We start from the raw sequence: 15,296 nt of genomic DNA, 5'->3' as shown, positions 1-15,296 counted from the left end.
ACATATCAAGAATTAAGAATAAGAAGATATGTAAGGGAGGATGCATTATGACTGAACACGTTTTATTTTCTATTAGTGAAAACGGCGTTGCAACAATTACTTTAAACCGTCCAAAAGCACTTAATTCTTTATCTTATGACATGTTACAACCTATCGGACAAAAACTTAAAGAGTGGGAACACGATGAGCGTATTGCACTTATCGTGTTAAAAGGTGCTGGCACAAAAGGTTTTTGTGCAGGCGGCGACATTAAAACTCTTTATGAAGCGCGTTCCAATGAAGTGGCATTGCAACATGCAGAACGTTTTTTTGAAGAAGAGTATGAAATTGATACATATATTTATCAATATACAAAACCGATTATTGCTTGTTTAGATGGAATTGTAATGGGCGGTGGTGTCGGTCTTACAAATGGTGCGAAGTATCGCATTGTAACTGAGCGTACGAAATGGGCAATGCCAGAGATGAATATCGGCTTCTTCCCAGACGTCGGAGCTGCATATTTCTTAAATAAAGCACCTGGATATACAGGACGCTTCGTTGCTTTAACAGCATCTATTTTAAAAGCTTCTGACGTATTATTTATTAATGCTGCTGATTACTTTATGACATCTGATTCATTACCAGAGTTTCTTACTGAACTTGAAAGTGTAAATTGGCATAAAGAAGATGATGTACATACTAATTTAAAAGAAGTTATTCGTACATTTGCAACTGCTCCAAACTTAGAAAGCGAGCTGACTCCTTCATTAGAAGCAATCAATTCACATTTTGCTTTCGATACAATTGAAGAAATCATCCATTCATTGGAGAAAGATGAAAGTTCCTTTGCTCTAAAAACAAAAGAAACACTGTTATCAAAATCCCCTATTTCACTAAAAGTAACCTTAAAACAGTTTATTGATGGACAAGATAAATCCGTTGAAGAATGCTTCGCTACGGACCTTATACTTGCTAAAAATTTCATGAGACATGAAGATTTCTTCGAAGGAGTACGCTCCGTTGTCGTTGATAAAGATCAAAATCCGAACTATAAATATAAACAGTTAAGTGACGTTTCAGAAGAAGATGTGAATCGTTTCTTTAACTTACTTAATGCATAAAATGAAACTGTAATGCGTGGGTGTTTTGTTCATCCCCCACCTAACTTCTTTGCTTCAGCTAAATCTTGTGCGGTGGAAATCTTACTACCCGCAAATAGCGGGATAAAATCGAGGCTATATAGTAGTGTAATTACAGCTACTATATAGCCTTTTTATTTAATGATTTTTAATAAGATTTAATTTTATTAAATCCACTTTTGTGCTACACTAATTTTAATCAAATATTCTAAAAATAAAAAGGAGGGACGGCTATGATAGAAAATTATCTTCTTTTCATCATTATGTCTATTTGTCTTATCATTTTACCTGGTCCAGATACAGCAATGGCTACGAAAAATACATTGATTGCCGGTAAAGTCGGTGGAGTAAAAACAGTGTTCGGTACATGTATCGCGCTATTAATTCATACTTTAGCTGCTGTAATTGGTCTTTCTGCACTTATTGTAAAGTCAGCTCTTTTATTTTCTATTTTCAAGTACGTTGGGGCTCTCTATTTAATATATATCGGTATTAAAGCCCTTTTAGCAGTAAGAAATAAAGAAGGCGTAGATACAAATGATATATCTTTAAATAATGAAAACAAACATACTTCTTGCTTTCGCCAAGGATTTCTAACGAATTTATTAAATCCTAAGATAGCAGTCTTCTTTTTAACTTTTTTACCGCAATTTTTAAATCCAAATCATAATACATTTATTCAACTTCTTGTAATGGGCCTTACTTACCTCGTTTTAACCGCCTTTTGGTTTGCGTTTTATATATTTTTAATTGATAAAATTAGTGCTTTTATGAAAAAACCGAAAACGCAACGTTATATTCAAGGGCTAACAGGAATCGTCCTAATTGGATTTGGTGTTAAACTAGCTTTTGAAAAAAGTAATTGATAAAAACGAAAAACACCACTATTAATAGTGGTGTTTTTCATTTCACAACTAATTTGACAGTCTACTCTTTATTAAAACCAGCGCTCAGTTACAACTTTTTTACGTGTATAGAATTGAACGCCATCTGTACCATTTGTACCTAAATCACCAAAGAATGAAGCTTTATTTCCTGCAAATGCGAAGAATGCCATTGGTGCTGGAACATTTACATTTACACCAATCATACCAGCATCGATGTTATCACGGAATGTTTGTGCATGTTTACCATTTGACGTATAAATAACCGCACCATTTGCAAATTTAGATTGATTTGTTAGTTTAATACCTTCTTCTAAATCTTTAACACGTACAATGCTTAATACTGGAGCAAAAATTTCATCTTGCCAAATTTTCATTTCTTGATTCACGCCATCAAAGATTGTCGCACCTACAAAATAACCTTCTCCAACTTCTTCATTAATTTTACGGCCATCTACTAATAAAGTTGCCCCATCTGCTACACCACTATTAATATAGCCTAAAACACGCTCTTTATGAGATTCACGAATTAATGGTCCAACATAGTTATCTTCGTTAAAGCCATCGCCTACTTTTAATTTTTTCGTTTCTGCTACTAATACATCAATGAATTCATCAGCAATTTCATCCACTACTGCTACTACTGAGCATGCCATGCAGCGCTCTCCACTACTTGCAAATGCAGATCCAATTACACCTTGTACTGTTTTCTCAAGATTGCAATCTGGCATTACAATCGCATGGTTTTTTGCACCCGCTAACGCTTGTACACGTTTTCCGTGTTTCGTACCTGTTTCATATACGTAACGAGCTACTGGCTCAGAACCGACGAACGAAACAGCTTGAATATCTTTATTTTCTAAAATGCTATTTACAACATCTTTTCCGCCTTGTACTAAATTTAATACGCCTTTTGGGAAACCTGCTTCATAGAATAATTCTACAAGTCGCTCCGCTAAAAGTGGCGTTCTTTCCGATGTTTTTAATACGAATGTATTACCGCAAGCAATTGCAAGTGGGAACATCCATAACGGAATCATCATTGGGAAGTTAAACGGCGTAATACCAGCAACAACTCCGATTGGGTAGCGCCAAATTGATCCATCAATTCCACTAGCAATATTCGGCAGCGCTTGACCCATCATTAAATTAGGTGCCGATGTTGCAAGTTCCACTGCTTCAATACCACGCTGTACTTCACCTGTTGCATCCGTTAGCGTCTTACCATTCTCTAGCGTAATGATTTTCGCAAGCTCATCTTTGTTTTCTTGTAATAGCTGTAAATATTTATATAAATTTCTTGAACGATTCGGAACTGGTACTTTAGACCACGTTTCAAATGCTGCTTTTGCCGCTTCAACAGCTTTTTCAACATCTTCTTTTGGAGATAGTGGAACGTAAGCGATAATTTTTCCAGTCGCTGGATTTGGAACTGCTTCTACTTCCGTACCTGTCGATTCAACCCACTCACCGTTAATGTGATTTTTTACTCGTTTAATTTCAGTTGTAATCATTGTATTCTCTCCTTTGTATAATTTATTTTTGATTAGAAATTAATTGCTCGCTAACTTTCTTATATAAAGCAGCCATATCGTTTTCACCATATCCAGCTTGACTAGCTTCGTCATATACGTTTAATAACATTTCGCTTACCGGTAAATGGAGTTCGCTTTCCTTAGCTAAGTCAACTGCAAATCCTAAATCTTTCTTCAATAAGTTCACAGTAAATCCTGGCTCGTAGTTTTCAGGTGCTATAAAACTTTTAAAATTACGTTCATAAATTCTACTTTGACCGTAACTTACATTTAAAATATCAAACATTTTATCTAAATCCATATTGTTCTTTTTCGCTAATGTTAAAGCTTCACTCACTCCAGCTGTATAAAAACCAATTAATAAGTTATTAATTAACTTAACAGTTGTACCACTATCAATCTGCTCACTAACGTGGAAAATGTTCGCGCCTAGTACGCCCATGATAGATTCCGTTTTCTCATATACCTCTTTTGATCCACCAACCATAAACGTTAATGTACGGTTTTCGGCTCCGATTACTCCACCACTCACAGGTGCTGCTAAAAAGTCTACTTTCTTTTCCTTTGCAACTTCCTCTAATTGTTTGTTTAACTGCGGCGATACCGTACTTGTATCAATGAAAACTACATTCGAGTGACCATTTTCAAATAATCCTTCTGCTCCAAAATATACCGCTTCAACAGCACGAGGTGAAGGTAAACTTGTAAAAACTACATCACATGTTTCTGCTAGTTTTAAGATTGATAGACCGATAATTCCGCCTTCTTTTTCAAAGGACGCTTCTGCCTCTTTATTTAAGTCCACGCCATATACCGTGTAACCTGATTTAACTAGATTTTTTGACATCGGAAGACCCATGTTACCTAAACCGATAAAACCAATCTTTTTCATATCGCTTTCCTCCTATTTACACAATATATTTCCCACGATTTATAATAGCTTTCGCAATTTCTCTCTTCTTCATAAATACGTTCGTGTATAAAGGTACTAATAATTGACGGATTTCAGCTAAAATCACATGTCTATCTTTTTCTTCTGTGACAGCCGCTGAAAGTACAGAAATCGCCGCTTCTTCTACTTTACGATATCCTTCTTCACAAATAACATCCGTTATTTGTTGCTTCGTACGTTCTTTTTCCTCACCATTTTTACTTACTGCTTTTCTCGTACGTAAAAACGCTGATTCCATGACGTACACGTCCGTCAACATATTTGATATTACACGTGAATATTCTTGTTCTTGGTCGATTTTTAGACTTGGAGTTTTAGAGAGCGTTTTCAAAGATTGTTTCAACAATTTTTTCGCTAATAAAATGTAACGATGGTTTCTTTCGACATTTGCTACATCACTTTCTACTTCAGTATCTTCTAATTGTTCGATTTGCTTCATTAACATTTTGGCAACTGTTAATCTATTAATTTCGTTCGTTCCTTCAAAAATACGACTAATTCTAGCATCACGATACAATCGTTCTACCTCGTACTCTTGCATATAACCGTAACCACCATGAATTTGTACAGCTTCATCTACAATATAAGCAAGTGTTTCAGAAGCATTTACTTTATTTAGTGCACATTCAATTGCAAATTGAGACATTTTTTTCATAAGATCTTCATCGCTCTCATGAATTGCTTCATCAATTACACCTGCTGTACGGTAAGCTGCACTTTCGGCTCCATATGTAGCAATGATCATATTTGCAATTTTCTCTTGAATCATCGTAAAGTCTACTAATTCCGTTTGGAACTGTTTTCGCTCTTTTCCATATTGAACCGACAAACCAATTGCTTGTTTTGCTGTTCCAATATTTCCAAAAGCAAGTTTAAGTCTAGCAAAGTTAAGAATATTAAGAGCTACGTGATGCCCTTTCCCAACTTCCCCTAAAACATTTTCAACAGGGATGACAACATCTTCTAAAATAAGAGTCGCCGTTGAAGAACCTTTAATACCCATTTTCTTTTCTTCTAACCCAATGGATACACCTTCACATGTTCTTTCGACAATAAATGCTGTCATTCCTTTATTTGTCTTCGCAAAAACAACGTATACATCTGCCATATGAGCATTTGTAATCCATTGCTTCTCACCATTTAACTTCCAAGCTGTTCCCTCTTCATTCAATACTGCGCTCGTTTTTGCACTTAATGCATCCGAACCAGCATTTGGCTCAGTTAAAGCATAAGCCCCAATCCATTCTCCCGATGCGATTTTTGGTAAATATTTTTCTTTCTGTTCTTTCGTTCCGTAATATATGTAAGGCAATGTACCGACACCAGCGTGTATATTAAATGAAACGCTAAATGCACCAGCGTAACCCATTTTCTCTGCTACAAGACCTGAGACAGCCTTTCCTAACTCGAACCCGCCATAATCTTCTGGTACCTCAATGCCTAATAATCCAAGTTCCCCAGCTTTCTCAAATAATTGACGAGAAACTTTATAGTTATGTTGTTCAATATTCTCCATTTGTGGAACAATTTCTTGTTTAACGAATTGTTCTGTCGTTTTTGCGATTAAATCTTCATCACCTGAAAAATCTTCTGGTGTAAAGTAAGTATGATTTATATCTTTATTGAGTGAAAAAAATTCATCCCATGGTAACTTCGTTTTCTCCATATGTATCCCCCTATCATTCGGCTTTCATAGCTTTTTGCTTATGCTCGTCTACGATGAGTGGAATATCTTTTTTTGAAAATAGAAGGCGATGATTTTTCACATCAAGCATTTTATTTTGCCAAAGATGTATTTTCATCGCCTTCACTGCTTTATCTATTGATCTTCTGATAATACTGTTTTTGCAATACCAGTATCTAACTCTTCAAAGTCATGATATGAAATTGTTTCGTATAATTCACTTCTCGTTTGCATATTAGAAAGTGCATCTTTTTGAGAACCTGTTTCTTTAATCAAAGTAAACACATTTTCATACGCTTTCGCTGCAACGCGAAGTGAAGTTACAGGATAAATAACCATTTGAAAGCCCATATTCGCAAATTCCTCTGCACTATAATATGGAGTTTTTCCGAATTCAGTCATATTCGCAAGTAAAGGTGCATTTACCTTACTATTAAATAGACGGAATTCTTCCTCTGATTGAAGCGCTTCAGGGAAAATTGCATCTGCACCGGCTTTTACATATGCATTTGCTCTTTCAATTGCTTCATCTAATCCTTCAACGCCGCGAGCATCAGTACGTGCTACAATGTATAAGCTCGGTGCAACTTCTTTAATTGCTTTAATTTTTTGAACCAATTCTTCTGTAGTAACAAGTTTCTTACCATTTAAATGTCCACATTTTTTTGGTAATTGCTGATCTTCAATTTGGACAGCTGCTACTTTCGCTTCCATCATTTCTACAGCTGTTCTCGCTACATTTAGTACACCACCAAATCCTGTATCAATGTCAACAAGAACAGGTAAGTCTGTAGCTCTTACTAAATCTCTTGCTCTCTCAGCCACTTCAGTAGACGTCACGATACCTAAATCTGGTAACCCTTTACTTGCAGTATAAGCAGCTCCGGATAAATAAAGAGCTGAAAAACCTGTATTTTTTGCAACTAAAGCCGCCATTGCATCATGAGCACCTGGAATTTGCAAAATTTCATTTGCTTCTACTAAAGCTCGGAATCGATTCGCAAGCTCCTCTTGTGTTGACTGCTTTTTCACAACCCAAGCCATTCTAAATTCCCCCTATTATTAAATTAAGAATAGATCTACAAATTCGTTTACATTCATATTTTCTAGTTTTTCTTCATTTAAACAAACTTCATGAATTTGTTCTTGTTGCTTACTAGAATAATGACCTGCCATATTTGCAGTGAACTTTTGAACAACTTTTGGGATTGCTTCGTCTCTACGGAAACGGTGACCAAGTGGATATTCACATTCCACATTTTCTGTTACTGTGCCATCTTTAAAGTGAACTTGAACAGCGTTGGCGATTGAGCGCTTGTTCGGGTCAAGGTAATCTAAACTGTACTGTTTGTTTTCAACAACAACCATCTTATTACGTAATTCATCTACACGTGGATCGTTTGCTACTGCATCTTCATAATCGTCTGCAACGATATCTCCTTTTAATAAACCAATTGCCGTAATGTATTGTAAGCAATGATCACGATCAGCTGGGTTATTTAATGGACCTTCTTTATCAATAATACGAATTGCTGATTCATGAGTTGTAATTGTAATACGGTCAATTTCATCTAATCTCTCTTTAATTTCCGGATGCAACTTCACTGCACATTCTGCAGCCGTTTGTGCATGGAATTCTGCTGGATATGACACTTTAAATAATACATTTTCCATTACATATGACTCTAGTGGTCTTGCTAATTTTAATTCCTGTTTATTGAATAATACATCTTGGAATCCCCATCCTGGTGCAGATAGGGCCGTTGGATAACCCATTTCACCTTTTAGAGCAGTCATTGCAAGATGAACACCGCGGCTCGTTGCGTCACCTGCAGCCCATGATTTACGTGAGCCCGTATTTGGAGCATGACGATATGTACGAAGACTAGAATTATCAATCCACGCATGTGATAATGCATTAAAGATTTCTTCACGTGTTCCGCCAAGCATTTTCGCAACTACTGCAGTTGTTGCTACTTTTACATATAATACATGGTCAAGACCAACTCTGTTTAAGCTGTTTTCTAAAGCGAGCACGCCTTGAATCTCATGTGCTTTAATCATCATTTCTAATACTTCACGTACTTTTAAAGCTTCTTTTCCTTCTGAAATACGAACACGGCTAATATAATCTGCAACCGCTAAAATTCCGCCTAGGTTATCAGATGGATGTCCCCACTCTGCTGCAAGCCAAGTATCGTTATAGTCTAACCAACGGATCATACATCCGATATTAAATGCACCTTTTACTGGATCTAGTACATAAGACGTACCTGGTACACGTGTACCATTTGGCACGATTGTTCCTGGCACAACTGGTCCTAGTAATTTCGTACATTCTGGATATTGCAGTGCTAAAATTCCACATCCAAGTGTATCAAGTAATACGTAACGAGCTGTACTGAATGCTTCTGCACTAGTAACCTCTTTATTTAATACATAATCGGTAATCTCTTCTAATAATGCATCTTTTTGCTTAATTTCATTTGTTTTAATCATGCTATCCTTCCCTTTCTGTCGAAAATTCGTTATTATTAATGATGGGTGTCGGTCAAACACCCATCTGGCGGGCGGCGCTAACAACTCCCCAGTTGTTCTTATTTACTAAGTACATGTCGCTCGCCAATATAATTTACACGTGGACGGAACAAACGATTATTTGCATGTTGCTCAATAACGTGCGCACATAACCCCACTGTTCTAGAGCTAAAGAAGATTGGTGTATAAAGTTGAATTGGAATACCTAGCATCCAATATACTGGAGCTGCATAATAATCAAGATTTGGATAAATTCCTTTTTCTTTTTCCATAATCTTTTCTCCAGCTTCACACATTTCATATAGTGTATAATCACCTTTTACATCACATAACTGTTTTAAAGCTTCCTTCATCATAAGTGCTCTTGGATCCATCTTCTTCATATAAACACGGTGTCCAAAGCCCATAATTTTTTCTTTGTTATATAGTTTCTTCTGTAATAACTCTTCAAATTTCTCAACATTACCAGCTTCTAAAAGCATGTACATAACCGCTTCATTTGCACCGCCATGTAAACTTCCTTTTAAAGATGCAACTGCACCTGTTAAAGCACCGTATAAATCTGATTGTGTTGATGCAATAACGCGAGCTGTAAATGTAGAGTTTGGCATTTCATGCTCACTATATAAAACAAGGGAACGATCAAAGATCTTTTCCTCAAGTTCAGTTGGTTTTTTACCAGTTAACATATAGAAGAAATTCGCACTATAAGATAATTCTTTAAGAGGTTCAATTGGCTCCTCATTATTTAAAATATGATAGCTATTCGCTACAATGTTTGGCACTTTACTTAACAGCTTGTACCCTCGGCTTTTATTCACTTCTAACGAGCGGTTTTCGATATCATTATCGTAACCAGCTAACGCTGACACACCTGTACGTAATCCATCCATGGGATGCGTCTCTTTAGGCAATGCCTTTAGTACGTTGAATACACCTTCTGGTACTGCATATTCTTCTTTTAGTTTCTTTTCAAGTGTTGCTTTTTCATCTTCATTCGGTAGGTGTTCCTCCAATAAAAGGTGCACAATGTCTAAATACTCTTTTGTTTTTGAGAGTTCGATTAAGTCATACCCTTGAATTACAATTTCACCTTTTACTGTGTCAAGAAACGAAATTTTCGTCTCCGCTGCCACTATACCATCTAATCCCGGGGAAAATTTTTCTTCAGCTTTCATCATTATTTCCTCCAATCCTAATAGATCTTCGTGCACATAACTGTAAGCCTTTACAATATTGTGAAACTACATTTCTACTTCAATGTATCAGAGTTTTTAGAAGATTTCAATTTATTTTATAATGATAAGTTTCCTACACTTTTCTTACTGTAACAATACAATTTTTTGAAAATAATTCTTATGTTTTATAAAGAAAGAATAGACTTCTTTGCGTATTTTAAAAAACAAGATATAAAGATTTTTCATATAACACCGCCAAATATACAATTATTCTAATTTTATTTGAGAAATAAAAAAAACGAGCTATACATAAATACAGCTCGTTACTATATGATATTTATTTCACTATCTCTTAAATATAATTTTTATATAAAACTTATTCATTTTTAATAAAGTTATTATTTTACATAATTAAATTGAATTTCTTCCATTTCCTCATGATAACTTACAAATAAATCATAGTTTTGAAAATACCAAAGATCATCACAATCTACAAAAAATATAATACCTTCCTTCTCAACTGACACTATTTCTCCATCTGGTTTCTCAGCAACAACCCCTAAAGAATATCCGGGCTGAATTGAACTATCCCCTCCGTACCTTACAGTAACACGTACAGATTCACCGTGCTTTATACGTAATTCTTCCTGGAACCATTGCAGAGCTTTACGATCAATTGAAATTTCCAGCTTTATTCCTCCAGTTTACACAAACTCTTTTTTTCCTAATCGTTGTTTTACAAAGAAGACGAAAATAATTAAGGCTATCAATGCTGAAATTGCACTCCCTGAAAATAAAATACGATAACCAAACATTTGTGAAACAACTCCAAGTACAATAGCACCTAACCCGATTCCTAAATCAAACGCTGTAAAAAATGAAGCATTTGCAACTCCTCTTTTACTCGGATCGACAATTGTAAGCATTGCCGCTTGCAAAGCTGGCTGCGCTGAACCAAATCCAATACCGTATAATGTTGCTGCGATAATTACACCTATCAAACCATTTGAAATAGTTAAAACAACTATAGCTAAAATAGTAATACATAATGCTGGGAGTATGATGAATACCTCTCCACACTTATCTAATAGTTTCCCTGAAATTGGTCTTACAATTGTTAATGCAATTGCATATACAAGAAAGAAAGTTCCCGGATTTACATGAATTGATGATGCAAATAACGGTAAAAAGGTTGTTATTCCTCCATATGCAAACGATAAAAAGAATACTACAATCGTGATTGTTAATACGGATTTCTCAAATAGCTGAATTTTTCCTTTTTCTTTTTGTAGCGTAAATGGCATCTTCGTTATTAGTGATAATACGACTGCCATAAAAGATAACAACGTCGCTAATAAAAATAGACCATTAAATGAATAATTTTGCACAACCCATAATCCAATCATAGGTCCGATGGCCATTGCAATTGTCATCGCCATCCCGTACCAGCCCATTCCTTCTCCACGGCGTGAATCTGGAATAATATCAGTTATTGCTGTTCCAACAGCTGTTGTAGAAACAGCCCATGTTACTCCGTGAATAACACGTAAAACAGCTAAAAGGACAATAGTCGATGCTATATTATAGGAATACATCGTTAATCCAAAAAAGATAAGTCCGAAAATAATAAAGGATCTTCTACCATATTGATCTAGCATTCCTCCAATAATCGGTCGTATTACTACAGCAGCTATCGTAAACATCCCCATCATGAGTCCAACTTGCGATTCATTGCCACCTATCTCTTTAATAAAGAGCGGTAGCGTTGGAACAAGTAAATAAAATCCTGTAAATAAAAATAACATTGCGAAAGTCATTTTAATAAATGATTTCGTCCATAATCGTTCCATAAAAATACCTCCATACACTCGTAAAATATTACGATTAACAACCTCATTGTACATTTTATTGATCTCTTTTCCCTCCGCAAATAGACGTATCTTTTCATATTAAATAGTCCACCATCAGCTTACATTAGTCTTAAGACTTTGTACGCATGTTTTAAACGAAAGTCCTATATATGTACCTTTATACGTGTGAAAAGAATATACTAATTTATTAACACAACTTAGGAGTGAATATTTTATGTGGGTATCATTAAGAGTAACTGCCGTAGTTCCTTCGACTCCTGGGATACATGTTCCTGCAGTTCATACAGCTAGCTCCGATGTAGGAATTGAACTTCCCGCAACTTGGCAACAATATCAAATTCCCGGTCAAGTTACCCCCTCATTTTGGCATCATGGTGCACACCCAAGTAGTACTACCATTTATAGCCATAGTTATCCTCCACTACCTCCGACTCAAGTCTTTTATCATTTCCCTTCAATTTATTTCCAAAATTTTTATGGTACGTTTAACATTTAATAGCTATCACTGTATTACCCTACATCTTAATAAAGCGAACCTTTAATCCAGTTTCAACATAAAAAGTCGAATTTCTTAAATAAGAAATTCGACTTTTTTATTGTTTTCCAAACGAAAGTAACCGTTAAAGAAAGACATTTATTAAAGACTTGAATATAATTCCCACTTATTTAATGCTTTATGTAATCCATTACAGTTAGTCCCTTTCCGGAATAACCCATACATACAATCATTTCTCTCTTTACGTTACATTTCACATAAACTACATTCACTCTTTTTCTTCTATCCGGCCCTTAACATAAAATTTTCTATAGCAAAATGAAAAAAGCACTTAAGATTGTAAATTCCCACAAATCTTAAGTGCTTTTTTGAAAACTTTTCTATAAATTTTTCTTATTGTCCATTATTGGCAGGAACCTCTCCTGCATTTCCACCATTATTTGGTTGTACTGTTGCAGGTGGGGTTGGAGTTCCTTGACCTCCATCATTATTCGCTGGAGGTGTCGTTCCTTGACCTCCTCCGCTATTTGCTGGAGGTGTCGTTCCTTGGTTTCCTCCGTTATTCGCTGGAGGTGTCGTTCCTTGACCTCCTCCGTTATTCGCTGGAGGTGTCGTTCCTTGGCCTCCTCCGTTATTCGCTGGAGGTGTCGTTCCTTGGCCTCCTCCGTTATTTTGTTCATTTTGTTTCTTTTCTTCTTCTTGTTTCTTTTGCTCTTCTAGTTTCTTTTGTTCTTCTTGCTTCTTAAGTTCCTCTTGTTTCTTTTGTTCTTCTTGTTTTTTCAGTTCTTCTTGTTTCTTTAATTCTTCTTGCTTTTTCTCTTCTTCAGTTTTTTGCTGTTGATCTTGTTTTGGTTGCTCCGTTGTATCCGGTACGCTAGTATTTGGCGATGAATCACGTTTTTCACCTTTTATACGTAGCTCACTACCTTCTTGAATGACGCTACTTGGCATTTTAAAGCGTGATTTATCTGTAGCCATTTCGCTCATCATTTCTTTAAAGATCAACTGTGCAATTTTCGTATTTTTACTACTAATATACTCGTCTTTGCCATCTTTCATATACCCAGTCCATACTGCCATCGTATATTGCGGTGTATATCCAGCAAACCAACTATCACGAGTTGCACTTTCTGGAATTTTATATTGAGCTAATTGTTTTGATGAGTAGTTTGTCGTACCCGTTTTTCCAGCTACATCTAAAGATGCTACATTTGCAGATGTACCAGTACCTGATCTAACTACAGAACGAAGCATATCTGTAATCATATATGCTGTAGAATCTGTCATAACTTGTTTTGGTTTTTGTCCAAAACTTTGTGACTTACCATCTGGATAAACGACTTTCTTAACAAAATGCGGTTTCGTATATTTACCATCATTACCAAATGCCGCATAAGCGCCCGCTATTTCAGTTGGTGATACTTCATTTGTACCAATCGCTGTTGATTCAGTCGGTGCTGCATTAAATGTAATGCCTAATTTCTCAGAGAAGTCTTTTGATTTATTAATTCCGACTTCTTTCGCAGTCTTAATTGCTGGGATATTTCGTGACTTTTCTAATGCTACACGCATTGTAATTGGACCCATGTGACTTCTATCTGAATTTCGTACTTCTTGTCCCGTTGAATACTTAAATGGAGAGTCATCAATTTGATGGTACGTAGCCCATTTTAAATATTCAATTGCAGGAGCGTAGTCGAAAATCGGCTTCATCGTTGAACCAGCTGCACGATCTAATTCAATTGCCATATTGTGTCCTTTAAATACAGCTTTATTTTCTCCACGGCCACTACCTATAGCACGAACTTCTCCTGTTTTCGTATCCATAAATGTAAATGCACCTTGGAATTTATCGTTCGGATAATCAATGATATTATTATTTAAAATATTATCAGCAAGTTTCTGTGCTTTCGGATCTAACGTTGTATAAATTTCTAAACCGTCAGAACCTATATTAGCATCTGGCAATTCTTTTTCTACTTCTTTCACAACTGCATCCATAAATGCAGGATATGGCATTGTTTGTAGTTGAGTTGCAGGCTTGAGTCCCTTTTCTACGTCAACTTTTGATGCTTCTTCCATTTCCTGTTTTGTTATATATCCATGTCGATTCATTAAGTTTAGAACAACATTTCTTCTTTCTGTTGCTTTTTGAACATTTTCTTTTTTCGTTGGATCATAGTTATTCGGTGCTTTCGGTAAACCTGCAAGCATCGCAACTTCTGGTAATGTTAAGTCCTTCAATTCTTTACCATAGTAGTTTTGTGCTGCTGTTGCGATCCCATATGAACGGTTTCCTAAGTTAATTTTATTTAAGTACATCTCTAATATCTCATGTTTTGAATACTGTTGTTCTAGCTTATAAGCTAAATATATTTCTTGTGCCTTACGCTTTGGTGTTTTGTCCATTGATAAGAAGTAGTTTTTAATAACTTGCTGTGTTATCGTACTTCCACCTTGAGAACCATAATCTCCTTTAAGACTTACTAGAACAGCACGGGCAGTACCTTTAAAATCTACTCCGCTATGCTCATAAAAACGTGAATCTTCTGTCGCTAAAAATGCATTTTCTACTAATTTAGGTATTTGCTCATACGTAACATTCGTCCTTTTTTCTTTTCCATATTCATATACCAAATCCCCGTTTTTATCATAAATTTTTGAGGATAACGGATTAACAAGTTTTGCTTTCTCAAGTTTTGGTGCATCCTTAATCATTACAAAAAAGGTAGCAACCCCCGCCACTAAACCAACAATACCAAGTAATAAACAAGTAATTAAAAACTTGCGAAAGAATGATGTTTTACCTTTTGGTTTTTGTGTTTTAGACGCTGGCTGTTTTTTCTTTTTAACTTGTCGTCGTTCCTCTCGAGAACGATAATTTTCTGACATGTTACTTTCTCCTGCCTTTCAATTCTCCCGTTGATTTACTTAAAAATATTGAGGTCACTTTCTAAAATGAATTTGATTAAGAAAGTATATTGACCTGGAGCATTCAATATTTTCCCAATTCACAGATTATAATTTTTAGAATACT

At 35.7% G+C, this 15,296-nt stretch carries 13 protein-coding genes; 3 read left to right on the top strand and 10 right to left on the bottom strand.

What is annotated here, in order from left to right:
* Positions 1-47 precede the first annotated feature (47 nt).
* Positions 48-1,103, top strand: a complete 1,056-nt coding sequence (locus CN409_RS06710) for an enoyl-CoA hydratase/isomerase family protein (RefSeq protein WP_000134894.1) — start codon at positions 48-50, stop codon at positions 1,101-1,103.
* Positions 1,104-1,354: 251 nt separating this feature from the next.
* The gene (locus CN409_RS06705; protein WP_000572346.1) at positions 1,355-1,987 is read left to right on the top strand and encodes a LysE family translocator; all 633 of its coding nucleotides are present in this window, start codon (positions 1,355-1,357) and stop codon (positions 1,985-1,987) included.
* A gap of 71 nt (positions 1,988-2,058) precedes the next feature.
* Here CN409_RS06705 and CN409_RS06700 read toward each other — a convergent pair whose 3' ends face one another.
* The 9 genes from CN409_RS06700 to CN409_RS06665 form a co-directional block, all read right to left on the bottom strand.
* Positions 2,059-3,519, bottom strand: a complete 1,461-nt coding sequence (locus tag CN409_RS06700; protein WP_000633339.1) for a CoA-acylating methylmalonate-semialdehyde dehydrogenase — start codon at positions 3,517-3,519, stop codon at positions 2,059-2,061.
* A gap of 22 nt (positions 3,520-3,541) precedes the next feature.
* Complete coding sequence (locus tag CN409_RS06695) at positions 3,542-4,432, bottom strand: NAD(P)-dependent oxidoreductase (protein WP_000719404.1); 891 nt, start codon at positions 4,430-4,432, stop codon at positions 3,542-3,544.
* A 16-nt stretch (positions 4,433-4,448) separates the two neighbouring features.
* Complete coding sequence (locus CN409_RS06690) at positions 4,449-6,158, bottom strand: acyl-CoA dehydrogenase family protein (RefSeq protein WP_000416004.1); 1,710 nt, start codon at positions 6,156-6,158, stop codon at positions 4,449-4,451.
* Between the two features lie 13 nt (positions 6,159-6,171).
* Positions 6,172-6,294: a hypothetical protein gene (locus tag CN409_RS32525; protein WP_000690878.1), complete on the bottom strand. Its 123-nt coding sequence runs from the start codon at positions 6,292-6,294 to the stop codon at positions 6,172-6,174.
* A gap of 17 nt (positions 6,295-6,311) precedes the next feature.
* Positions 6,312-7,220, bottom strand: a complete 909-nt coding sequence (prpB, locus tag CN409_RS06685) for a methylisocitrate lyase (protein WP_000312638.1) — start codon at positions 7,218-7,220, stop codon at positions 6,312-6,314.
* A gap of 18 nt (positions 7,221-7,238) precedes the next feature.
* Complete coding sequence (gene prpD, locus CN409_RS06680; RefSeq protein WP_000598123.1) at positions 7,239-8,675, bottom strand: 2-methylcitrate dehydratase; 1,437 nt, start codon at positions 8,673-8,675, stop codon at positions 7,239-7,241.
* 98 nt (positions 8,676-8,773) lie between these two features.
* The gene (mmgD, locus tag CN409_RS06675) at positions 8,774-9,895 is read right to left on the bottom strand and encodes a citrate synthase (protein WP_001987369.1); all 1,122 of its coding nucleotides are present in this window, start codon (positions 9,893-9,895) and stop codon (positions 8,774-8,776) included.
* 395 nt (positions 9,896-10,290) lie between these two features.
* Entirely contained in the window at positions 10,291-10,581 is a 291-nt protein-coding gene (locus tag CN409_RS06670) for a HesB/YadR/YfhF family protein (protein WP_025989028.1), read from the bottom strand.
* Positions 10,582-10,596: 15 nt separating this feature from the next.
* Positions 10,597-11,742, bottom strand: coding sequence for an MFS transporter (locus CN409_RS06665; protein ID WP_000440639.1), 1,146 nt, complete (start codon positions 11,740-11,742; stop codon positions 10,597-10,599).
* Between the two features lie 235 nt (positions 11,743-11,977).
* Here CN409_RS06665 and CN409_RS06660 point away from each other — a divergent pair, with 235 nt between their 5' ends.
* Complete coding sequence (locus CN409_RS06660) at positions 11,978-12,259, top strand: hypothetical protein (RefSeq protein WP_000270162.1); 282 nt, start codon at positions 11,978-11,980, stop codon at positions 12,257-12,259.
* 393 nt (positions 12,260-12,652) lie between these two features.
* Here the strand turns inward: CN409_RS06660 and CN409_RS06655 are convergent, their stop codons facing one another.
* The gene (locus CN409_RS06655; RefSeq protein ID WP_001293953.1) at positions 12,653-15,151 is read right to left on the bottom strand and encodes a transglycosylase domain-containing protein; all 2,499 of its coding nucleotides are present in this window, start codon (positions 15,149-15,151) and stop codon (positions 12,653-12,655) included.
* Positions 15,152-15,296 lie beyond the last annotated feature (145 nt).

Source organism: Bacillus sp. AFS012607, from assembly GCF_002558005.1.
Taxonomy (GTDB): domain Bacteria; phylum Bacillota; class Bacilli; order Bacillales; family Bacillaceae_G; genus Bacillus_A; species Bacillus_A thuringiensis_S.
The sequence above is the reverse complement of the archived record's forward strand: the minus strand, read 5'-3'. Positions and strand labels throughout refer to the sequence as shown.